The sequence below is a fragment of the Pseudomonas sp. SDO524_S393 genome (assembly GCF_054071875.1).
Map to the genome: position 1 here is coordinate 162,287 of NZ_JBSVVZ010000001.1, position 22,038 is coordinate 184,324.

The 22,038-nt window shown below is 59.2% G+C and carries 22 protein-coding genes; 11 read left to right on the forward strand and 11 right to left on the reverse strand.

Annotation, left to right across the window (positions count from 1 at the left end):
- Positions 1 to 7 precede the first annotated feature (7 nt).
- Together ACW9IB_RS00785 and ACW9IB_RS00790 are read right to left on the reverse strand one after the other, a co-directional pair.
- Positions 8 to 289 carry a hypothetical protein gene (locus ACW9IB_RS00785; RefSeq protein WP_457364413.1) on the reverse strand — a complete coding sequence of 94 codons (282 nt, stop codon included), beginning with the start codon at positions 287 to 289 and terminating at the stop codon, positions 8 to 10.
- 141 nt (positions 290 to 430) lie between these two features.
- Complete coding sequence (locus ACW9IB_RS00790; RefSeq protein ID WP_457364414.1) at positions 431 to 616, reverse strand: hypothetical protein; 186 nt, start codon at positions 614 to 616, stop codon at positions 431 to 433.
- 308 nt (positions 617 to 924) lie between these two features.
- Between ACW9IB_RS00790 and galU the strand changes: the two genes are divergently transcribed.
- The gene (gene galU / locus ACW9IB_RS00795) at positions 925 to 1,764 is read left to right on the forward strand and encodes a UTP--glucose-1-phosphate uridylyltransferase GalU (RefSeq protein WP_457364415.1); all 840 of its coding nucleotides are present in this window, start codon (positions 925 to 927) and stop codon (positions 1,762 to 1,764) included.
- A gap of 103 nt (positions 1,765 to 1,867) precedes the next feature.
- Positions 1,868 to 3,226: a glutathione-disulfide reductase gene (gorA, locus tag ACW9IB_RS00800; RefSeq protein WP_457411828.1), complete on the forward strand. Its 1,359-nt coding sequence runs from the start codon at positions 1,868 to 1,870 to the stop codon at positions 3,224 to 3,226.
- Here gorA and ACW9IB_RS00805 read toward each other — a convergent pair whose 3' ends face one another.
- The gene (locus ACW9IB_RS00805; protein WP_457411829.1) at positions 3,227 to 4,234 is read right to left on the reverse strand and encodes a DNA-binding protein; all 1,008 of its coding nucleotides are present in this window, start codon (positions 4,232 to 4,234) and stop codon (positions 3,227 to 3,229) included.
- A 171-nt stretch (positions 4,235 to 4,405) separates the two neighbouring features.
- On the opposite strand from ACW9IB_RS00805, the gene ACW9IB_RS00810 reads away from it, so the two are divergent.
- From ACW9IB_RS00810 to ahpF, 3 genes are all read left to right on the forward strand, one after another.
- Entirely contained in the window at positions 4,406 to 5,332 is a 927-nt protein-coding gene (locus ACW9IB_RS00810) for a site-specific integrase (RefSeq protein WP_457411830.1), read from the forward strand.
- Between the two features lie 144 nt (positions 5,333 to 5,476).
- Complete coding sequence (gene ahpC / locus ACW9IB_RS00815; protein ID WP_457364419.1) at positions 5,477 to 6,040, forward strand: alkyl hydroperoxide reductase subunit C; 564 nt, start codon at positions 5,477 to 5,479, stop codon at positions 6,038 to 6,040.
- A 119-nt stretch (positions 6,041 to 6,159) separates the two neighbouring features.
- Positions 6,160 to 7,725 (forward strand): alkyl hydroperoxide reductase subunit F, encoded by a 1,566-nt coding sequence (gene ahpF, locus ACW9IB_RS00820; protein WP_457411832.1) that lies wholly within the window; start codon positions 6,160 to 6,162, stop codon positions 7,723 to 7,725.
- Between the two features lie 75 nt (positions 7,726 to 7,800).
- Here ahpF and gloA read toward each other — a convergent pair whose 3' ends face one another.
- On the reverse strand, positions 7,801 to 8,322 hold the full coding sequence (gene gloA, locus ACW9IB_RS00825) for a lactoylglutathione lyase (RefSeq protein ID WP_457411834.1): 522 nt from the start codon (positions 8,320 to 8,322) through the stop codon (positions 7,801 to 7,803).
- Positions 8,323 to 8,527: 205 nt separating this feature from the next.
- On the opposite strand from gloA, the gene ACW9IB_RS00830 reads away from it, so the two are divergent.
- Positions 8,528 to 9,064, forward strand: coding sequence for a DUF4946 domain-containing protein (locus ACW9IB_RS00830; protein ID WP_457411835.1), 537 nt, complete (start codon positions 8,528 to 8,530; stop codon positions 9,062 to 9,064).
- A gap of 110 nt (positions 9,065 to 9,174) precedes the next feature.
- Here the strand turns inward: ACW9IB_RS00830 and ACW9IB_RS00835 are convergent, their stop codons facing one another.
- The 3 genes from ACW9IB_RS00835 to ACW9IB_RS00845 form a co-directional block, all read right to left on the reverse strand.
- Positions 9,175 to 9,540 carry a histone-like nucleoid-structuring protein, MvaT/MvaU family gene (locus tag ACW9IB_RS00835; protein ID WP_457364422.1) on the reverse strand — a complete coding sequence of 122 codons (366 nt, stop codon included), beginning with the start codon at positions 9,538 to 9,540 and terminating at the stop codon, positions 9,175 to 9,177.
- Between the two features lie 205 nt (positions 9,541 to 9,745).
- Positions 9,746 to 11,287 carry an EAL domain-containing protein gene (locus ACW9IB_RS00840; protein WP_457411836.1) on the reverse strand — a complete coding sequence of 514 codons (1,542 nt, stop codon included), beginning with the start codon at positions 11,285 to 11,287 and terminating at the stop codon, positions 9,746 to 9,748.
- Positions 11,288 to 11,384: 97 nt separating this feature from the next.
- Positions 11,385 to 12,272 carry a LysR family transcriptional regulator gene (locus ACW9IB_RS00845; RefSeq protein WP_457411838.1) on the reverse strand — a complete coding sequence of 296 codons (888 nt, stop codon included), beginning with the start codon at positions 12,270 to 12,272 and terminating at the stop codon, positions 11,385 to 11,387.
- Between the two features lie 79 nt (positions 12,273 to 12,351).
- Between ACW9IB_RS00845 and ACW9IB_RS00850 the strand changes: the two genes are divergently transcribed.
- Together ACW9IB_RS00850 and hppD are read left to right on the forward strand one after the other, a co-directional pair.
- The gene (locus ACW9IB_RS00850) at positions 12,352 to 13,275 is read left to right on the forward strand and encodes a DMT family transporter (protein ID WP_457411840.1); all 924 of its coding nucleotides are present in this window, start codon (positions 12,352 to 12,354) and stop codon (positions 13,273 to 13,275) included.
- A gap of 245 nt (positions 13,276 to 13,520) precedes the next feature.
- The gene (gene hppD, locus ACW9IB_RS00855) at positions 13,521 to 14,597 is read left to right on the forward strand and encodes a 4-hydroxyphenylpyruvate dioxygenase (RefSeq protein ID WP_457411842.1); all 1,077 of its coding nucleotides are present in this window, start codon (positions 13,521 to 13,523) and stop codon (positions 14,595 to 14,597) included.
- 136 nt (positions 14,598 to 14,733) lie between these two features.
- Here hppD and rarD read toward each other — a convergent pair whose 3' ends face one another.
- Positions 14,734 to 15,615: an EamA family transporter RarD gene (gene rarD, locus ACW9IB_RS00860; RefSeq protein ID WP_457411843.1), complete on the reverse strand. Its 882-nt coding sequence runs from the start codon at positions 15,613 to 15,615 to the stop codon at positions 14,734 to 14,736.
- A gap of 136 nt (positions 15,616 to 15,751) precedes the next feature.
- Here rarD and ACW9IB_RS00865 point away from each other — a divergent pair, with 136 nt between their 5' ends.
- Positions 15,752 to 16,228: an Lrp/AsnC family transcriptional regulator gene (locus ACW9IB_RS00865; RefSeq protein WP_457411845.1), complete on the forward strand. Its 477-nt coding sequence runs from the start codon at positions 15,752 to 15,754 to the stop codon at positions 16,226 to 16,228.
- Here ACW9IB_RS00865 and ACW9IB_RS00870 read toward each other — a convergent pair.
- Positions 16,225 to 17,232 carry an aldo/keto reductase gene (locus ACW9IB_RS00870; RefSeq protein ID WP_457364429.1) on the reverse strand — a complete coding sequence of 336 codons (1,008 nt, stop codon included), beginning with the start codon at positions 17,230 to 17,232 and terminating at the stop codon, positions 16,225 to 16,227. The two genes, ACW9IB_RS00865 and ACW9IB_RS00870, sit on opposite strands and share 4 nt — an antisense overlap.
- An 81-nt stretch (positions 17,233 to 17,313) precedes the next feature.
- A complete protein-coding gene (locus ACW9IB_RS00875; protein ID WP_457364430.1) occupies positions 17,314 to 18,216 on the reverse strand; it encodes a LysR family transcriptional regulator in 903 nt (300 codons plus the stop codon).
- Between the two features lie 101 nt (positions 18,217 to 18,317).
- Between ACW9IB_RS00875 and ACW9IB_RS00880 the strand changes: the two genes are divergently transcribed.
- The gene (locus ACW9IB_RS00880; RefSeq protein ID WP_457411846.1) at positions 18,318 to 19,022 is read left to right on the forward strand and encodes an SDR family oxidoreductase; all 705 of its coding nucleotides are present in this window, start codon (positions 18,318 to 18,320) and stop codon (positions 19,020 to 19,022) included.
- 412 nt (positions 19,023 to 19,434) lie between these two features.
- On the opposite strand, the gene ACW9IB_RS00885 is transcribed toward ACW9IB_RS00880, so the two are convergent.
- Positions 19,435 to 20,745: an MFS transporter gene (locus ACW9IB_RS00885; protein WP_457411847.1), complete on the reverse strand. Its 1,311-nt coding sequence runs from the start codon at positions 20,743 to 20,745 to the stop codon at positions 19,435 to 19,437.
- A 172-nt stretch (positions 20,746 to 20,917) separates the two neighbouring features.
- On the opposite strand from ACW9IB_RS00885, the gene ACW9IB_RS00890 reads away from it, so the two are divergent.
- Entirely contained in the window at positions 20,918 to 22,024 is a 1,107-nt protein-coding gene (locus ACW9IB_RS00890) for a sugar diacid recognition domain-containing protein (RefSeq protein WP_457364433.1), read from the forward strand.
- Positions 22,025 to 22,038 lie beyond the last annotated feature (14 nt).

Sequence of the window (22,038 nt, forward strand, 5' to 3'; positions counted from 1 at the left end):
GGCGAGCCTATTTGCAGACCACGACCACGCTGCGGCTCTTGTAGTTACCCACGTCTTTGCCCAGGGTCTTGTCACTTTCATTCAAGGATGGAGTGCCTTCGGTGCCCACGATGCGATAGCCGGTGCCCGCGCAGGAGGCGTCGGCCTTTTCGTAGCAACTGGCCCAGGAGTTGGCCTCGCCGGAACAGTCGATGGTCAGGCCCTGTTCGCCGTTTTTCAGGTAAACATCGGAAGTGGTGGTGCAGCCGGCCAGCGCCAGTGCCGCAGTCAGTGCCAGGATCTTGTTCATGGGGTCGTCATCGAAGGTGTTGGAAGGGGCGCAGACCCTGTCACGGGGCGTCTGCCAAAGACTATAGCGAATTGCCATATCGGTATATGGCAAACGCAAAAAAGCCCCGGTATCGGGGCTTTTCCATGCAAAACGCCAGGCTTACTTGCCCTTGGGTTTCTTGCTCGAGGCGTGTCCCGCTTCATCCACGAACACCTCGGCGACCATAATGGCTTCGCGTTCGGTGGCAAAGGTGCCCGCAACGCTGTCTCCGTGGAAGTTGATCAGGTGCCAGCCGTCTGCCCGCTTGGTGATCAAGTAACCGTTTACGCCTTTTGCTTCTGACATCTATCAATCCCGTGGTGTGGTTCAAGCCTGCCATGATAGCGCCAATCGGCTTTCGCTCGTGCAAGTTGTTGCAGAGCCGTGTCAATGCCCGGAAAGCCTGCTAAAAAGGGGCTTGTTCCTTGAGAAAATCAGGGTAAACATGCGTTCTGGCCAGCCGTTGGTGAGGCTCTTCGTAGGATTGGCGGAACTTACGCTGACATTTTTTCTCTATGTTGACATCGCAACGCCAGCAGGACCCATTGTAAGGTGACTGCGGCCTGATTAGACTGCGCCGAATTCCGTACGCACAGCCCTTTGTAAGGACTTATATGATCAAGAAATGCTTGTTCCCAGCAGCCGGTTACGGCACTCGCTTCTTGCCAGCGACCAAGGCCATGCCCAAAGAGATGCTGCCGGTGGTGAACAAGCCACTGATTCAGTACGGCGTCGAAGAGGCGCTGGACGCCGGCCTGAACGAAATCTCCATCGTGACCGGCCGCGGTAAACGCGCCCTGGAAGACCATTTCGACATCAGCTACGAGCTGGAAAACCAGATCAAGGGCACCGACAAGGAAAAATACCTGGTCGGCATCCGCAAGCTGCTCGACGAATGCTCGTTCTCCTACACTCGCCAGACCCAGATGAAAGGCCTCGGCCACGCGATCCTGACCGGTCGCCCGCTGATCGGTGACGAGCCGTTCGCTGTGGTACTGGCGGATGACCTGTGTGTGAACCTGGAAGGCGATGGCGTACTGACCCAGATGGTCAAGCTGTATCAAAAGTACCGTTGCACCATCGTTGCAGTGATGGAAGTGAACCCAAGCGAAACCAATAAGTACGGCGTTATTGCCGGCGACGACATTGGCGATGGCCTGATCCGCGTCCGTGACATGGTTGAAAAGCCCGCACCGGAAGACGCTCCGTCGAACCTGGCGATCATCGGTCGCTACATCCTGACTCCGGACATCTTCAAGCTGATCGAAGAAACCGAGCCAGGCAAGGGCGGCGAAATCCAGATCACCGACGCCCTGTTGAAGCAAGCCAAAGACGGTTGCGTGATTGCCTACAAGTTCAAGGGCCAGCGTTTTGACTGCGGTGGCGCTGAAGGCTATATCGAAGCCACCAATTTCTGCTACGAGCACTTCTACAAGACGGGCAAGGCCTACTGATTCACGGTCGCCTTTCTCGCTTAAAAAAGCCACCTTCGGGTGGCTTTTTTGCTTTTCAGCCCCATGTAAGTCGGTATGCTGATGTCCTGCCGAGGAGAGTGAAATGGCCTACGATTTTGACCTGTATGTAATTGGCGCCGGTTCTGGCGGTGTTCGCGCGGCGCGTTTTGCCGCAGGTTTTGGTGCCAAGGTGGCGGTGGCGGAAAGCCGTTACCTGGGTGGGACGTGTGTCAATGTGGGGTGCGTGCCGAAAAAGCTGCTGGTGTATGGCGCGCACTTTTCCGAAGAGTTCGAGCAAGCCAGTGGTTTTGGCTGGTCGCTGGACGAGGCGAATTTCGATTGGGCGACCCTGATCGCCAACAAAGATCGCGAAATCAACCGCCTCAATGGCATCTACCGTAACTTGTTGGTCAACAGCGGCGTGACCCTGCATGAAGGGCATGCACGCCTGATAGATCCGCATCAGGTGGAAATCAATGGTGAGCGCTTTACCGCCAAGCACATTCTGATCGCCACCGGCGGCTGGCCGCAGATCCCGGAAATCCCGGGGCGGGAACACGCCATTGGCTCCAACGAGGCGTTCTTCCTCAAAGCGCTGCCAAAGCGTGTGCTGGTGGTGGGCGGCGGTTACATTGCCGTGGAGTTCGCTGGCATTTTCCACGGGCTGGGCGCGCAAACCTCGTTGCTGTATCGCGGCGATCTGTTCCTGCGTGGCTTCGATGGTTCAGTGCGCACCCATCTGAAGGAAGAGTTGACCAAGCGCGGTCTGGACCTGCAATTCAATGCCGATATCGAGCGTATCGACAAGCAGGCCGACGGCAGCCTCAAGGCCACTCTGAAAGATGGTCGCGTATTGGAAGCCGACTGCGTGTTCTACGCGACGGGCCGCCGCCCGATGCTGGACAACCTGGGGTTGGAAAATACTGGCGTCAAACTGGACAAGCGTGGCTTTGTCGAAGTGGATGAGCAGTACCAGACCGCCGAGCCGTCCATCCTGGCCATTGGCGATGTGATCGGTCGCGTGCAGCTCACGCCGGTGGCGCTGGCTGAAGGCATGGCAGTGTCGCGCCGCCTGTTCAAGCCGGAGCAGTATCGTCCGGTGGATTACGCGAATATTCCAACGGCTGTGTTCAGTCAACCGAACATCGGCACAGTGGGCCTGACGGAGGAAGAAGCGAAAAAGAATGGCCACAAGGTGCAGGTCTTCGAAAGTCGCTTCCGCCCGATGAAACTGACCCTGACCGAGTGCCAGGAAAAGACCCTGATGAAGCTGGTGGTGGATGCCGATACCGACAAAGTGATCGGCTGCCACATGGTGGGGCCGGATGCCGGCGAGATCGTTCAGGGTTTGGCGATTGCGCTCAAGGCGGGCGCAACCAAACAGCATTTCGATGAAACCATCGGCGTGCACCCGACGGCGGCGGAAGAGTTCGTCACTATGCGCACGCCTGTCGCGGGCTGATCACTCGCTGGGCGTTGCGTCCGGCGCCGTCGCAACGACGGTTGCCAGGCGCAATGCTTCAAGACTGGCCTGGGTCTTGGCCAGGTCGAGTTCCAATGCCTTGTTGATGCGCTGGTGTTCGGCCAGTGCGTCATGGCGCGACTGGCTTTCCAGCAGGGCTACGCGCAGGCGCTCCTGGAGCAGGGTGCGCTCACCTTCGATCTGCGTCACTTGTTCGTTCAGCTTGACCTGCGCGGCTTGATCCTTGCGCGCTCGTTCTTGCGCAGCGGTCAATTCCTTCACCGTCACTCGGTGTTCGATCAGTAGTCGCTCGTTGTCGCGGTGCAATTGAGTGATTTCGTCCTGACGCACCATGGCGCTCTGCTGAGCCTGGCGCAATTCTGCCTGCACCTGCTGTAACTGACCTTCGTGACGGCGTTGCTCTTGTTCGCGCTGCTCCTTGATTGCGTTGCGGTAATGCTCCAACGCATCCCTGGCGTGCACGTGTTTTTCTTCCAGCGAGCGAATCTGCTCGTCCTTGTCGTTGAGGCGTAGCTCGTAATCGCTGCACGCCTGGCTCAGGCCTGCGTTGCGGGTTTGCTCGGTTTGCAGGCTGGTGCGGGTGGTTTGCAGGTTGGCGCTTTCTTCGGCCAGGGCGGCGGCCTGGATATCAAACTGCTGCTGGAGTTGGGTGCGTGTTTCTTCGAGTGCTTCTACTTGGGCGAGCAGGGCGGTTTTCTGTTGTTCGAATTGAGCCAGGGCCAGGTCAATGGGCTCTTGGGCCTTTTCTTTCAAGCGTTGGGCAAGCCTCGCCACTAGTTCGCCAAGTTCGTCGTCAAGCGGCGCTTCAGTGATGGTCAGGCGGGTCTCGCTCTCATCCAGTTCCTTCAGATAGCGATGAATGGTGGTTTTCGAGCCGGTGTTACCCAGTTCGATACGTACCGCGTCGATACTGGGGTTTTCGCCGCGGGCGAGAATCGCCAGGCGTGCTGTTTGAACGACTGCTTTATTGATGCCACCGCGAGCCATGGAGCCTCCGTCGATTTGGTACTGTGTTACGTAGTATGTATATACGTAATTTATCATGAATAAAATCACGATGAAATTGCTCATTTAACAGATGGGATATTGGCGTATTATCCCGTGTTATACGCAGTCCAACCGCCTAGATGTCCACCGCCAGTACGAAAGGCCCCCTCCATGAGCGATCTCGACCGTTACCTCAACGCCGCCACCCGGGATAACACGCGGCGCAGTTACCGTGCGGCTATCGAGCACTTCGAGGTCAGCTGGGGCGGTTTCCTGCCGGCGACCAGCGACAGCGTGGCGCGCTACCTGGTGGCGCATGCCGGGGTGCTGGCGGTCAATACGCTGAAATTGCGGCTCTCGGCATTGGCGCAATGGCATACAAGCCAGGGTTTTCCTGATCCGACCAAGGCTCCGGTAGTGCGCAAGGTGCTCAAGGGGATTCGTGCCGTGCACCCTGTGCAGGAAAAGCAAGCCGAGCCGCTGCAGCTCTCACAGCTGGAGCAGGTGGTTGCGTTTCTTGAGTGCGAAGCAAAAGACGCCGTCCACGACCCTGCGCGATTGTTGCGGGCCAAGCGTGACACTGCACTGATCCTGCTGGGGTTCTGGCGTGGTTTTCGCAGTGATGAACTGTGTCGGTTGGCGGTTGAGCACGTACAAGCCACACCTGGTGCGGGTATCAGCCTGTACCTGCCGCGCAGCAAAGGCGACCGCGACAACCTCGGCAAGACCTATCACACCCCGGCGCTGTTGCGTCTGTGTCCGGTGCGGGCTTACTGCGAATGGTTGAGTGCGTCGGCCCTGGTGCGCGGCCCGGTGTTTCGCAGCATCGACCGTTGGGGCAACTTGGGTGAGGAGGGCTTGCATCCCAACAGCGTGATTCCGCTGCTGCGCCAAGCCCTCGAGCGTGCGGGTATCGCAGCCGAGCAATACACCAGCCATTCATTGCGTCGTGGCTTCGCCACCTGGGCCCATCGTAGTGGGTGGGATTTGAAATCGCTGATGAGTTACGTCGGCTGGAACGACATGAAATCCGCCATGCGCTATGTTGAAGCGACGCCCTTTCTCGGGATGACACTGGCGAACCCGCCGCTGCTTTGAGATTTCTTCTATTAATACAGTCACCTGATAGAGAAACCCAATCGTCAGCATCAGGTTTGCCAATGAGCCATCAGCGAGGAGAGCGGGTAGGATTCACTCCATCAACTTCTTAACCCTTCTACACAACCTGACGGAGATTCAACGATGCCTATCATCAACAGCCAAGTAAAACCGTTCAAAGCGACCGCGTACAAAAACGGCAACTTCGTAGATGTGTCTGACGCTGACCTGAAAGGCAAATGGTCCGTAGTGTTCTTCTACCCAGCCGACTTCACCTTCGTATGCCCGACCGAACTGGAAGACCTGGCTGACAACTACGACGAGTTCAAGAAACTGGGCGTAGAAATCTACAGCGTGTCCACCGACACCCACTTCGCCCACGCTGCCTGGCACAACACTTCGCCAGCCATCGGCAAAATCCAGTACACCATGATCGGCGACCCAACGCTGACCATCTCCCGCAACTTCGACGTGCTGATCGAAGAAGCTGGCCTGGCAGACCGTGGCACCTTCGTGATCAACCCTGAAGGCCAGATCAAGATCGTTGAGCTGAACGACGGCGGTGTTGGTCGTGACGCCACTGAGCTGCTGCGCAAAATCAAGGCCGCTCAATACGTCGCCGCTCACCCGGGCGAAGTTTGCCCAGCCAAGTGGAAAGAAGGCGAGGCCACCCTGGCTCCGTCCCTGGACCTGGTCGGCAAGATCTAAGTCTGTGAAGTACCAAGGGCGGAAATCCGCACCTAAGTAAGCTGCATCCGCCCTCAAAACGCCCGGGCGATATTCGCTCGGGCGTTTTTTTATGCCCGGAATCAATAGGAATCGCCCGTATGTTGGACGCCAATCTTAAAGCTCAGTTGAAGTCATACCTGGAACGGGTCACCCAGCCGATCGAGATCGTCGCCTCCCTCGACGACGGCGCGAAATCCCAGGAAATGCTTGCCCTTTTGCAGGATGTCGTCAGCCTCACCACGCTGATCACCCTGAACACCGATGGCAATGATGCGCGCAAGCCTTCGTTCTCCATCAACCGCCCGGGTGCCGATATCAGCCTGCGTTTCGCCGGCATCCCCATGGGCCATGAATTCACTTCGCTGGTGCTGGCCCTGCTGCAAGTCGGTGGCCACCCGTCGAAGGCCAGTGTCGAAGTCATTGAACAGATCCGTGCCCTCAAAGGCGAGTTCAGCTTCGAGACGTACTTCTCGCTGTCCTGCCAGAACTGCCCGGACGTGGTCCAGGCGCTGAACCTGATGGCCGTGCTCAATCCGAACATCCGCCACGTCGCCATCGACGGTGCGCTGTTCCAGGCAGAAGTCGATGAGCGCCAGATCATGGCGGTACCGAGCGTCTACCTCAACGGTGTGAACTTCGGCCAGGGCCGCATGGGCCTGGAAGAAATTCTCGCCAAACTCGACACCAGCGGCATCGAGAAAGCCGCCGAGAAGATCAGCGCCAAGGACGCCTTTGACGTGCTCGTCGTCGGCGGTGGTCCAGCGGGCTCTTCGGCTGCCATCTACGCTGCCCGTAAAGGTATCCGTACCGGTGTGGCTGCCGAACGCTTCGGCGGTCAGGTGCTGGACACTATGTCCATCGAGAACTTCATCTCGGTGCAGGAAACCGAAGGGCCGAAACTGGCCAGCGCGCTCGAAGCCCACGTGCGTCAATACGACGTGGACATCATGAACCTGCAACGTGCCAGCAGCCTGATCCCGGCGAAAAATGCCGGCGACCTGCACGAGATCCGTTTTGAAAGCGGTGCCACGCTCAAGTCCAAGACTGTGATCCTGGCCACCGGTGCCCGCTGGCGCGAAATGGGTGTGCCTGGCGAGCAGGAATACAAGGCCAAGGGCGTGTGCTTCTGCCCGCACTGCGATGGTCCGCTGTTCAAGGGCAAGCGCGTGGCGGTGATCGGCGGCGGTAACTCCGGCGTTGAAGCGGCCATTGACTTGGCTGGTATCGTGAGTCATGTGACCCTGCTGGAGTTCGACAGCAAGCTGCGCGCCGACGCTGTGTTGCAACGCAAGCTCTACAGCCTGCCGAATGTCGACGTGATCACCAGCGCGCTGACCAGCGAAGTGAAAGGCGATGGGCAGAAAGTCACCGGTCTGGCGTACAAGGATCGCGACAGCGGTGAGTTCAAGACCATCGACTTGGAAGGTATCTTTGTACAGATCGGCCTGTTGCCCAACACTGACTGGCTCAAAGGTACCGTAGAGCTGACACCGCGCGGTGAAATCATCGTCGACGCCCGTGGCGAAACCTCACTGCCAGGTGTGTTCGCTGCCGGTGACGTGACGACGGTTCCGTACAAGCAAATCGTGATTGCGGTGGGTGAGGGTGCCAAAGCCTCCCTGAGTGCTTTCGATCATTTGATCCGCACTTCCGCCCCGGCGTAAATCCAGCCTGCGGAAATGAAAAAGCCCCATGAGTGATCATGGGGCTTTTTGCTGCCTGTCTGAGCGGTCGTTAACTCAGAGCGGTGCTGGCTGGATGATTTCAACCCAGTACGCATCCGGGTCCTTGATGAAGGCCAGGCTTTTCATGCGGCCATCGCTCAGGCGCTTCTGGAAGTCGCAGCCGAGGGCTTCGAAACGTTCGCATGCGGCAACGATGTCGGGCACGGAAATGCAGATATGGCCAAACCCGCGCGGATCGGTGTTGCCGTTGTGGTAAGCGAAGTCCGGATCGTTTTCGGTGCCGTGGTTATGGGTCAGTTCCAGGATGCCTGGGATCGACTTCATCCATTGGGTACGTGCGGCGGCGTCTGCCGGGATCTGGGATTTGTCCACCAGGGCCAGGAAGTACAGGCTGAATTCGGCTTCGGGGAAGTCGCGTTTTTCAACCAGCGAGAATCCCAGGACGCGGGTGTAGAAATCCAGCGACTTGGTGATGTCTTTGACCCGCAACATGGTGTGGTTGAACACGAAGTTCGTGGTAGCGGTGTCAGGTTGGGCGGTGACGCCCGGGAAAGTGTTCAGTTCGTGCAGGCTCATGGGCCCTCCGGAAAAAATCGGGCAAACGCGGCGCGCGCGGCTTGACGTGTAATGAGCGGTTCCCTGGCTTGCGGCAGGCGTCCTTGCAGCCGGACCATGATACGCAGGCCTGCCTGATGCGCCAAATTAAAAAGCGCGCGCAGCCCTTGCGAGCAAAGGGTATCGGGCCTCAGACTTTGTCGCTTGAACCTTGGGTATTTTCGCAATGATCGATTTTCGTACATCGTTATTGAGCGCGCTGTGCCTGGTAGGGGGCAGTTCGTTGGTATGGGCGGCTGACCCTGAAATTCACTGGCCCAGTGGTTGGCAAGTCGAGGAAGTGGTGCCTGACGGCCAGGCGCCTGCCACAGCGCAATCCGTTTCTCGCCAGCGTGCGATCAAGAACGATGAAAATGGCAATACCTTGATGGTGATCGAGTTGACCGGTACTCCAATAGAAGTCGGACACAAGGTTAATCTTCAGGGGGTGTTGCTGGAAATGCGCAAGTCCATCCAGAAGGACTTTGCCCAAAGTGGTTATCAGAGTGTGTGCACCAAAATGCATCCTGCGGTATTGAGTCGGCTTGAGGCGTTGGAAACTACTTGCGTGATTACCGAAAACGGGCGGCACGTGTTGTCGCAAACATTGGTGGGCGCAGTGGATACCGATAAGGCGTATGTTTTTTCTTACGCGGGACAGGCCCAGGCCTATGAGGCCAGCAAGGCTGAAGTCAGCTCGGTACGTGACAGTCTGAAACTTTGAATAGGCTCCGCTAATCGATTCTGAACATCATGAAGGGTTATTTAAGTTCGCTTTCGAACTAGGCACAAAAAAGCCCCGCGTGTGCGGGGCTCTTTGTTAGTGCGTTGCGATCAACTGCGCAGCCAGGAATCTACAGTGGCAGCGCCGTGCTGTTCCTTCCAGGCTTTCAGGCCGCGATGGTTGCCGCCTTTGGTCTCGATCAGCTCGCCGGTGTGCGGGTTCTGGTAAACCTTGACCACGCGTGCGCGACGCTGTTTAGGGGCGGCGGCCACTGCGGAACCGGCCTTGCCCGGGTTTGGATCAAGGATGGAAATGATGTCGCGCAGGCCTTTGCCGTAGGACTTCATCAGGGCCTGAAGTTTTTCTTCGAATTCGATTTCTTTTTTCAGGCCGGCGTCGTTCTTCAGGCTTTCCAGCTGTGCGAGCTGTTCTTGAAGGGCTTTTTCTGCTGCGCGAAATTCGGCGAGTCTGGACAAAATCTGTACTCCAATAGTGTAGTTGGCTGATATCAACTGCAGACAAAGCTATAAGCCAAGCGCTTTAGGTGACTCAAAGAAAACAGTCTTTCTGCGAGTTCTGCGAGTTCTGCACAGGCATGAAAAATTGTAGTAGTTAATTTGCCACGAGTAAATCATGTCTTTAGTCGAAATACATTATTTCATCCTGGCAGTAGATGGCTATTCAATGGCTGGCCAGGGATTTAATGAAGGCGTCACCGGCCAGTGGTTTACCAAAAAGATAGCCCTGCAGGAAGTCCACGCCCTGGGCAGCCAGATAATCTCGTTGTTCCGGTGTTTCCACGCCTTCGGCCACGATGCCCAGATCGAGCTTGCCGGACAGCTCGATGATACTGTCCAGAATATGTCGGGATAATGCGTCCGCACCGATCATGGCGACAAAACTTTGATCGATCTTCAAGTAATCCACATTGAAGTTGCGCAAGTAACCCATGCTGGAATGACCGGTGCCGAAGTCATCGATCGCGATCATCACGCCCAACTGATGCAGCGCGTCGAACAGCTGGCGAGTAATGTCGGTGGGCTCGATCAGCTCGCGTTCGGTCAATTCCAGCACCAGCGTGACCTGCCCAGGTGGGAAGGCAGCGAGGAATTCTCGGCAGTCGTCCACCAATGCCAGGTCCTGGCAGTGACGGGCGGTGATGTTCACGCCGATATGGAACCCCGGCGTGAAGCGCTCTGCATGGGGCGCCAGGATCGCGGCGGTCTGACGCAGCAAGGCCTGAGTCATGGGCACGATCAGGCCGGAATGCTCGGCCAGGGGGATGAAGAGGTCCGGTCGGACCAGGCCTTCCTTCGGATGCTGCCAGCGCATCAGCACTTCGCAGCCTGCCCACGCCTGTGTGTCACCGCGTACCACCGGCTGAAAATACGGGATGAACTCGTTGGCGCCCAGGGCCCGCTGCAACTCATGGGTCGGCGCCGAAGCGCGTTTTTGCAGCCAGTGGGCCAGGGCGCCTGCCAGCACGCCAAAAAACACGACCAGACTGAATACCGCCGGATAGCGGTCTTGCATGTAACGCCAGATTTCCCCGGCGGGCATGCCGGCGTCGACACTGTAGTGGTAGCGTTGTGACGTCAGGTGATGATGCGCGACGGGAAAGACCGGCACAGGGTTATCGTGCACCTTGCCGTCCGCGCCCAGCCAATTCGGTCCCACTTGCAGCACCAGGTGTGCATAGCGGCTGATCAGGCGCAGCGCGTTGGTCAGGTGGTAGCCGTCGATTGAGGCAAGGGCTGCCTTGTCGCCATCAACCAGCCGGTAAACCAGCAAGGCGGTATTGGGTGTCACTGGGTTGCCATTCATCAACCACAGTTGGCCGTCGACGTAATCGGTCGGGTTGACGGGGGACGCGTAGTCGCTGCCGAACAATGACGTGCAATAGATGTTTTTCTGCCAGGACAGGGTGGTCGCCCGCACAAACGGTCGACGTGTGACCTGTTCACGCAGGGCCAGTTGCGCGGCATTGTCGCAGGGCTGGCCAGCCAGGGGCAGCAAGTCCCGGGCGGCGAGGGCGGTATTGTCGAGCATCAGATCGAATTGACGCACGGCCTCCAGCGCCGTCTGCGCCGTGCTTTTCTGCAGGGTGCGTTCCGCCTGCCAGTGCAGGATAAACACCCCCAGCACGATCGGCAGCAGCCCGCTGAGCGCCGTGATCAGGTGGCGCGTGGTGCGGTTTCTCGGGCCTTTTACGGTGAGCGGCATGGATGGCGCGGCCTGTGGCTGAAGGTGAACGGTATCGGGAGGCGGATTAGTTCGATGATAGATGGCCCGGCCGGAATAAGCTTCACTTGCCTGGCCGTTACTCGGCAATCTCCTGCGAACAACCCACCTCTTGCGCCATACGAATGAACGCCAGGGTGGCTGGGGATGCCTGTCGGCTGTCCAACACAGCCAGGCCAATAGTACGCGGGACATTCGGTAGCAAGGGACGTTGCACGTACCCGGGGTTGCGCACGCGGGGAAGGGAGGCTTGCGCGACCACCGTCAGTGCGTCGCCTCGGCTTACCAGATCGAGCGTGCTCAACAACTGGGCGCAACGATAGCGCACGTTTGGCGTGAGACGCGCGGCGCTGAACAAGCGCGAAACCAACTCCGAAGAGCCCGCCTCGGTGAGGATGAACGGATCGTTGCACAGATCCTCCAGGCGCAGGGCAGGGCGTGCGGCCAACGGGTGCTCGACGGGCAGCAGTGCCACCATCTGATCGGTCATCAGAGCAAAGGTGTCGAAGCGCTCTTGCTCCAACACCACGAAACCGATATCGATGCGCCGGTCATCCAGCCACTGCACCACCTGGCGGTCAGGGCCTTCATCGATATGAACTTCGATGCCCGGATATTCCTGTCGAAACCGCGCGAGGATGGGTGGCAGCAATCGGATCGACGACGTCGGGCCGAACGAGCCGACTCGCAAGGTGCCCCGTTTCAGGCCTCGAGCGTCCGCCGCTTCCTGTTGCAGGGTGTCGGCCAGGCCCAGCATGGCGCGTGCACGCAACAGCAATTGCTGGCCGATATCACTGAGTTCCACCTGGGCTTGATGTCGCCGAAACAACTCGACCCCCAGTTCCTGTTCCAGGCCCTTGATGGCATGGGATACCGCGGATTGGCTGATACCCAGCTGATGGGCCGCGCTGGTAAAACCCTGTAGCTCAGCCACGCGAGAGAAGATTTCCAACTGTGTAAGCGTCATGAGTAATCACTCATTTTACGATGATCAGGCATTAACAGAAGAATACGCCCATCTTTCCGCCAAGCAGAGCGCCATTTCCATGTATTCAACCTCAGACCGCTTTACCTACCTGACGCTCGCAGTCGTCACCATGATCTGGGGCGGCACCTTCGTCGCTGGGCGTTATCTGACAGGGGTTGTCGATCCGCTGCTGGCGGCGAGCCTGAGGTTTATCCTGGCAAGCCTGGCCTTGCTGTTGTTCATGGCAGTTGCACGCGTTCCGTTGGCGTTCCCCAGCCGCCGCCAACTGGCGCAACTGACGGTACTGGGATTCTTCGGCATCTTTTTCTACAACCTGTGTTTTTTCTACGGCTTGCAGAACATCAATGCCTCACGGGCCTCCCTGATCGTCGCCTTGAACCCGGCGGTGATCGGCCTGGCATCCTGGTGGTTGTTCAAGGAGCGCCTCGGGCGCAGCAAGATCATGGGTATCGCTCTGTGTCTGGCGGGTGCGGCGATGGTCATCGTCAGCCGCAATCCCCAGGTGTTGCAGGACGCGTCCGACCATTGGGAGGGCGACGCTTTGATTGCCGGTTGCGTAGTCGCCTGGGGCATTTATTCGCTGTATTCCCGAGGGCTCAACCAGAGCCTGGGCCCATTGCAGACCGTTGCCTGGTCGGTGTGGCTCGGTACGTTAATGCTGTGTGCCACCACCTGGGTCACCGGACATTTCACGATCGACGGGTTAAACGCACTCCACGCGCCCCAGCTACTGAGCCTTGTGTATCTGGGGGTGTTGGGGTCGGCCCTGGCTTATATCGGCTACTACGAAGGCATTCGGCGTATTGGCGCCACCCGCGCCGGAGTGTTCATTGCGCTGAACCCGCTGACAGCGGTGATCTGTGGCGCCGTCCTGCTTGGCGAACAACTGACCCCACCCATGTTGCTGGGCGGTGTGGTCATCCTGCTGGGCATCTGCCTGTGCAACAAACCGCTTGCACGGGCCAAGGTTATGGGGATTTGATAAGAGTACGGACAAACTCGGTTACGCTGTGTAGAATCGATTTACGCATACAAGAATAGAGACTTGCGCTCACGCAAGCCTAAGCCGTCAGAGACTGATGTAACCATGAAGCTACTCGGCTCCCCCCTCATCTTTGGTGACTTCCTCGCCCGCAGCGTGCGAGGCCTTTCCTGCGCGCCACCCATGCCCCTCATCCTTGCTGGCAATTGAAACCTTCACGCACAAGAATGATGAGGCGCCAAACCATGGCACATACCACCGAAAACCCAATGGGCCTGATGGGCTTTGAGTTCATCGAATTCGCGTCGCCGACGCCGGGCACCCTGGAGCCGATCTTCGAGATCATGGGCTTTACCAAGGTCGCAACCCACCGCTCCAAGAACGTGCACCTGTACCGCCAGGGTGAAATCAACCTGATCCTCAACAACGAGCCCAACAGCATCGCTTCCTACTTCGCGGCCGAGCACGGCCCGTCGGTGTGCGGCATGGCGTTTCGCGTCAAGGACTCGCAAAAGGCTTACAACCGCGCGCTGGAGCTGGGGGCGCAGCCGATCCATATCGAAACCGGCCCGATGGAGCTGAACCTGCCGGCGATCAAAGGCATCGGCGGCGCGCCGCTGTACCTGATCGACCGTTTTGGCGAAGGCAGCTCGATCTATGACATCGACTTCGTGTTCCTGGAAGGCGTGGACCGTCATCCGCAGGGCGCGGGACTCAAGGTGATCGATCACCTGACCCACAACGTCTACCGCGGTCGCATGGTGTACTGGGCCAACTTCTACGAGAAGTTGTTCAACTTCCGTGAAGCCCGCTACTTCGATATCAAGGGCGAATACACCGGTCTGACCTCCAAGGCCATGAGTGCACCGGACGGCATGATCCGCATCCCGCTCAACGAGGAATCCTCCAAGGGCGCCGGGCAGATCGAAGAGTTTTTGATGCAGTTCAACGGCGAGGGCATCCAGCATGTGGCGTTCCTCACGGACGATCTGGTCAAGACCTGGGACGCGCTGAAAAAGATCGGCATGCGTTTCATGACAGCGCCGCCCGACACCTACTACGAAATGCTCGAAGGCCGCCTGCCCAACCACGGCGAGCCGGTGGAGCAGTTACAGGCGCGCGGCATCCTGCTGGATGGTTCGTCCGTGGCTGGCGACAAGCGCCTGCTGCTGCAGATCTTCTCCGAAACCCTGATGGGGCCGGTATTCTTCGAATTCATTCAGCGCAAGGGCGACGATGGGTTCGGCGAGGGCAACTTCAAGGCCCTGTTCGAGTCGATCGAGCGAGACCAGGTGCGTCGTGGTGTGTTGACCGCCGACTGATCGTTTCGGCGTAAAAAAGCCCGGCAGGGAACACCTCGCCGGGCTTTTTATGATGTGCAGGATTTTTGTGTGCAGCTCCGCAGCCCGGCGCGGGCGGTGCGACGATTCGACAAGCCAGCTCACCACAAAAACATGTCTACACCTTGCGCTGATGTGCCAGGTGCTTGAAGCCCTCATACACCAGCACCATCACCGCCAGCCAGATCGGAATGTACGTCAGCCATTCGCCTGCCTTGATGCCTTCCCCCAGCAGCAACGCCACCGCCAGCAACAGGACCGGCTCCACATAACTGAGCAGCCCGAACAGGCTGAACGCCAGCAAGCGGCTGGCAACGATATAGCTCACTAACGCCGACGCACTGATCACGCCGAGCATCGGAATCAGCGCATACAACTTCTGATGGGCATCCAGCACTGCAAACCCCTGGTCGCCACTCTGTACGAACCACCAGGCCACCGGCAGCATCAAGGCCATGTCCAGCCACAGGCCGCCGAGGTGATCTGTCGCCAAGTATTTGCGCACCACGAAATAGATCGGGTAGCCGATGATCACCACCAGTGTCGCCCAGGAAAACCCGCCTGCCTGATACAACTCGTTCAGCACGCCGAGGGCGGCAAACACCACCGCGACCGTTTGCAGGCGCGACAAGCGCTCACCGTAGACCAGGCGCCCGGTCAGCACCATGGTCAGCGGCAGCAGGAAATACCCCACCGAAACATCCAGGCTGCGCCCGTTGAGCGGTGCCCACATGAACAGCCACAACTGCACCCCGAGCAATGCCGAAGAGGCCAGTGCGCCGATGATCAGTTGTGGCTGGGCTGCAAGCCTGCGCAACAACTCCCATGCCCGACGCCATTCGCCACTGATCAGCATGAATACCGTCATGCACGGCACCGTCAGCAGCATGCGCCAGCCAAAAATCTCCAGGCCGCTCAAGGGGGTCAGCAGTGACGTGAAGTAATACATCACGGCGAACAACACCGAAGCCAAGACCGATAACACAACACCTTTAGACACGCTGTCCTCGCGAAAACCGATTGATATAAAAAGAGAGAGGGAGTTTCAGGGTGGGAATATATTGCTTTTGAGGTGAGACGTTTGTTCTGTTTTACGGCATCTTATGGGAAATTTTCTCACGCCCAGGTTCGTTCGGATGTCGATTACAGACCAGCCGCCCCTCGATGCTTTTGATATCGCCATTCTCCAGCACCTGCAACACGACAACACCACTGCGCTGCGGGTGATCGGCGAACAGGTGAATTTGTCGACCGCCGCCGTGCAGCGGCGGATCAAGCGCATGCAACAGAGCGGGACGATCACCGCCAATACGGCGGTGGTCAATCAGGAGCGAGTGGGTAAACCGATCACGATCCTGGTGGAGGTGCACGCCGAACGCACCCACATCGAAGACCTTGATGTACTCAAGGCACAAATGTCGATACCCCAGGTGCAGCAGTGCTATTACGTCACTGGCGATGCAGATTTCATGCTGGTGATCGTGGTAGAAACCATGAAGGCCTATGAGGCCTTGGCCCGGCAGTTGTTCTACGAAAACCGCAACATCAAGTGGTTTCGCAGCATCGTGGTGATGGACCGGGTCAAGGTCAGTCTGGAGGTGCCTCTGGATTAGCGCGCAATACGCCCTGACACAAAGTGGCTCACATCATTGAAGCCTGGCGTTGATGAGTGCCCCGGCGTCACCAGCGAGTCGATAAACGCTTCATCCTCCGCCGTGATCTTCACGTCCAGCGCGCCGGTGTAGGCGTCCCACTGTGCCTCGGTGCGCGGGCCGACAATCGCCGAACTCACCGCCTGATTGTTCAGCACCCACGCAATGGCAAACTCGACGATCCCCACCCCACGGCCCTGGGTGTACTGCTGAATCTGCTGGGCGATACGCAGCGACTCCACGCGCCACTCGGTTTCCAGAATGCGCTTGTCCTGGCGCGCCGCACGGCTTCCGGCTTCAGGGGTAACATCCGGCGCGTACTTGCCGCTGAGCACACCACGGGCCAGCGGACTATAAGGCACCACGCCCAGACCATAGGCCGCCGCGGCGGTGATCTGCTCGACTTCGGCCTGACGATTGACGATGTTGTACAGCGGCTGGCTGATCACCGGTCGATCGACCCCCAGGCGCTCGGCCACGCGAATCACCTCGGCAATGCGCCAACCCCGGTAGTTGGACAGGCCCCAATAACGGATCTTGCCCTGGCGGATCAGATCGCCAATCGCCGAGACCGTAACCTCCAGCGGGGTGTTGTGGTCTTCACGGTGCAGGTAATAGATATCCAGATAATCGGTGTCGAGACGTGCGAGGCTGGCCTCCAGGGCGTTGAAAATCCGTTTGCGGCTCAGCCCGCTGCGGTTGGGCACACCGTCCGTGGGGCCGATGGCCACCTTGGAGGCCACCACCCAGTCATCACGGTGACGGGCAATGGCCTCGCCGACGATTTCTTCCGAGCGACCGCCGGTGTACACGTCGGCCGTGTCGATAAAATTGATGCCCTGGTCCCAGGCCTTGTCGATGATGCGCAGCGAGTCCTCGGTGTTGGTCTGTTCGCCAAACATCATGGTGCCCAGGGTCAAGGCGCTGACCTTCAACCCGGACTGGCCCAATGTGCGATAAATCATGCAAAGCTCCTCTAGGCGGTGAAACGTGACTTATGCAATAGCAGACTCGCAGGCTCTGGAACAAGCCCTGCGTGCGTTTCTTCATGGACGGAGCAGCGTCGCGCAACGTTCCTGGAGAAATCGGTGCAGCACTTTCACCCGCTCCGACACTTGCAATCGATGTGGGCACATCAGATTGAACGGCGCCGGCTCGCCTTGCCATGCCTCGAACAGCGGCACGAGCCGACCTGCCGCTATATCACCCACCACATCAAGCCGGGCCTTGTAGGCAATGCCGTGCCCGGCCAATGCCCAGCGGCGCACGACTTCGCCGTCATCGCTGAGAAAGTCCCCGGTCACTTCCACCTCCTGCCATTCGTTGTGCTGGCGAAAGCGCCAGGTCTTGCTCACCTGACCTCGACGCATGTACCGCAGCGCGCTGTGACGGGACAGTTCCATGGGCTCTTGTGGCGTGCCGTGGCGCGCCAGGTAGTCCGGACTGGCGCAGGCGACGCGGCAATGATCCGGCGCAATGGGCAGTGCCACCAGGCTGGAGTCCTGCGGCACACCGAAACGCAGGGCAATGTCCACGGTGTCACGGAACAGGTCGGCGTTGCTGTCGTTGAGCAATAACTGCAAACGGATATGGGGATGCTGCGCCTTGAACTCATTGAGCCAGCCCAGCACCACGTTGCGCCCGAAATCCGATGGTGCCGCCAATTGCAGCAGGCCGGTCAGCCCCTGGCTCTGTTGTTTGAGTGCCTGTTCACCTTCGGACAAGGCCGCCAGCGCCACGCGAACGCTGTCGAGGTAGCGTCGACCCTCTTCGGTCAGCCGCATGCTGCGGGTGGAGCGCGCCAGCAAGCGGCTGCCCAGGCGACTCTCCAGGCGCTTGAGGGCAATGCTGGCCGCTGCGGGGGTCAGGCCCAGCCCGCGCGCGGCTGCAGACAAACTGCCGGTATCGGCGGTGCGCACGAAAACTTCCAGGTCGAGGATCGAGCTCATTTATAAAAATCCTTTAAAGATCTTGTCGTTTTACCGGGATTTTTCTTCGATTGCCAAGCTGGGAGGATGAACGCTCACTTTCTGAACCAGGACATTCCTTCATGACTTCTTCCCTGAAAGGCAAAACCGTCATTGTGATCGGTGGCAGCAGCGGTATCGGCGCGGCGGTGGCCAAAGCGGCGGCGGAACGTGGCGCGCAGGTGGTATTGGCTGGACGACGCTTGGTATCGGCTGCCGAAAACGGCCTGCGCAGCGAACCGGTGGATGTCACCGACAGCGCTTCCCTGCAACGACTCTTCGAGACGGTGGGGCGCTTTGATCACCTGGTCTACACCTCCGGTCCGTCGGTGCGCGCCAAGAGCTTGATCGACACAGATCTTGATGAAGCGCAGGAAAACTTCAACGTGAAGCTCTGGGGCTCCCTGCGCGCGATTCAACACGCACTGCCATTCCTGAGCGAGCACGGCAGCATCACGCTGACCTCCGGACAACTGGGGCGTAAGGCGGTGGCCGGGCAGTTCATCAAGACCGGCATCAATGCCGCAACCGAGGCATTGGGCAAGCAGTTGGCCAAGGAACTGGCTCCGCGCCGGGTCAATGTGGTCAGCCCGGGAGTGATCGACACACCGGCCTACGCCGGGCTCGCTGAAGAACAGCGCCTGGCGATGTTCGCCAAGGCCGGTGCGGCCCTGCCGGTCGGCCGTGTGGGGCAGGGAGAGGACGTGGCGGCGGGGTATGTGCTGGCGATGGAGAACGGCTTTGTGACCGGCGCCGTGATCGATATCGACGGCGGTGGCCTGCTCTGATCCTGGCCGAGTTTTCCTCGCTCAGTACAAAAAAACCGTTCGCCACCACAAAACCTTGGTTTGAAAAATACTCACTGTGGTGAGCAGGCTTGCCGAATCGTCGTACCGCCTGCGCCGGGGCGCGAAGCGGCCCTGAAATCAGGCGCCGCATTCTGTCTGACAGGATGCGGCGTTTTTATTGGGGCGGCTTCGCCACCCAGCGCGGGACAAGCCCGCTGACCACAAAAAGCTGCTCGCCACAACAAAACCTTGGCTTGAAATACCCACTGTAGTGAGCAGGCTTGTCCTGCGCCGGGGCGCGAAGCGGCCCTGAGATCAGGCGCCGCATTCTGTCTGACGGGATGCGGCGTTTTTGTTGGGGCGGCTTCGCCACCCAGCGCAGGACAAGCCCGCTCACTACAAACCCAGGGGCTCAGACCTTCAGGGTACGGGTCATACGCAGCGCCAGCACGCTGCCGGCCACAATCACGCCCGCCAGCAGATACAACGCCATGTCCGTGGACCCGGTCGCATCCTTGACGAACCCGACGATATACGGGCTCAGGAAGCCGGCCATCTGGCCCATGGAGTTGATCAGCGCCAGGCCACCCGCTGCTGCACCTGCGCTGAGCAGGGCGGTGGGCACGGGCCAGAACATCGGCAGGCCGGTGAGAGCGCCCATGGTGGCAATGGTCAGGCCGAGGATGGCAATGGCCGGGGTCGTGGCGAAATTCACCGCGATGATCAGGCCCACTGCGCCCATCAGCATTGGCACTACCAAGTGCCAACGACGCTCCTTGCGCAAGTCGGCAGAACGGCCCACCAGCAACATGAACACCGCCGCCAGCAGATACGGGATCGCACTCAGCCAGCCGATCACCAGGTTATCGCTGAAACCCAGGTTCTTGATGATCGACGGCAGCCAGAAATTGATGGCGTACACACCGCTCTGGATGCAGAAGTAGATCAGGCCGAACGCCCAGATCGCCGGGTTCTTGAACACTTCGGCCAGGGAGTCGCTGGTGGTTTTCGGCTTATTTGCCAGATCAGTCGCCTGATCGGCTTCCAGCACCGCGCGTTCATGGGGCGTGAGCCACTTGGCGTTGGCAAAGTTGTCGCTGAGCAGGAAGTAGGCGAGGGCGCCGAGGATCACGGTCGGGATGCCTTGCAGCAGGAACATCCACTGCCAGCCGGCCAGGCCACCCTGGCCCGCGGCAAAATGGTTGAGGATCCAGCCGGAGAACGGGCTGCCGAGCAGGCCCGACACCGGGATCGCCGACATGAACAACGCCATGATTCGTCCACGGCGGAAGGTCGGGAACCACTGCGAAAGGTACAACACCACTCCGGGGAAAAAGCCGGCCTCGGCGGCACCGGTGAACAGGCGCAGGGTGTAGAAGTGCGTGGGCGTGGTGACGAACAGCAGGCAGGTCGACAACGTACCCCAGGCAATCATCATCAGCGCAATCCAGCGCCGCGGGCCGAACTTGGTCAGCGCCAGGTTGCTCGGCACGCCGCACAGCACGTAGCCGATGAAGAAGATGCCGGCGCCAAGGCCGTATACCGTTTCGCTGAATTTCAAGGCGTCGAGCATCTGCAACTTGGCGAAGCCGACGTTGACGCGATCGAGGTAGTTGAACAGGTAGCAGATGAAAATGAAGGGGATCAGGCGCAGGGTGATGCGCTTGTAGACAGCGTTTTTGTCGTCATCGTTGGCCTGGGCGGCAGCGGCGCTCTGTGACATGGCGTTCTCTCTTTATTATGATTTTGTGCGATGCAAAGGTAACGTTGATCGCCTGAAGAGTCTCGGCCACGTTGCCGGGTGATGTCTTTGTGCTCGCGCACAGTCAAGCCTGTTTTGCGCTGTGCCTATGAACAACCCGCTTTCAAGAACATCTTTTAAGGAGATGGGCTCCATGTTCGAGCTGGATCATGACTTGGCCCAGGATATCGTCGACCGCACCATGGCCATCCTGCCCTATAACGTCAACGTCATGGACAGTCAGGGGCTGATTCTCGGCAGTGGCGAACCCGAACGCATCAACACCCGGCATGAAGGCGCGCAATTGGTGCTGGCCAACGGTCGCGTGGTGGAAATCGACGGCCAGACCGCCAAGCACCTCAAGGGCGTGCAACCGGGCATCAACCTGCCGCTGCTGCACGACCAGCGCCTGATCGGCGTGCTGGGCATCACTGGCGAACCGGAGCTGTTGCGCACCTATGCGGAACTGGTGCGCATGACCGCCGAGATGCTGGTCAGCCAGCGCCATCAACAGGCCGAGCAGCAATGGCGCCGCCAGCGTTGCGACGATTTGCTGGCGTTGCTCCTGGCCGAGACCGGTGACTCACCACGCTTGGTGGACGAAGCCCTGCAACTGGGGCTCAAACCGCAGATGACGCGCACGCCCTATCTGTTCGAGCTGGGTGTCGGCCAATCGGCGGAGGCCTTGAGCGCCTGGTTGAGCAGCCGCTACCCGGACAGCTGGTGTGTCAGCTCGGCGCAGTTTTCGTTGCTATGGTGCCGCCCAGCCGCCGCGCCCGTGGACAACCCCCGGCTGCTGGAAAAACTCGACAGCCTGGGCTGGAATGTGCTGCGCGTGGCGGTGGGCGGACAGGCCGATGGCTTGGCCGGACTGCGCCGCTGTTATCGCCGCGTCGGCGATTTACTCGCTTATGGTCGGGACGTGCTGCCGCACACCCGCTTGTTGATCCTCAATCGCTACCGCCTGCCGGTCATGCTGTGGCGCCATCGCAACGACGATGCCCTGGACGAATTGCTCAGCCCCTTGCGCAAGGTGCTGGCCAAGGACACCAATGGACAGCTATTGGCCACGCTGCGCAGTTGGTGCGAGCACGACGGCCAGAGCCAGGCCTGCGCCGATGCTCTGGGTATCCACCGCAACAGCCTGCGCTACCGCATGGAGCGCATCGCCGAACTCAGTGGCGTCGATCCACTGACCCTGGACGGCATGCTTGCGTTGTACCTTGGCGTGCAGTTGTTGCCTCAACCTTTGTCGGAATGAACAACAAAGCTCAC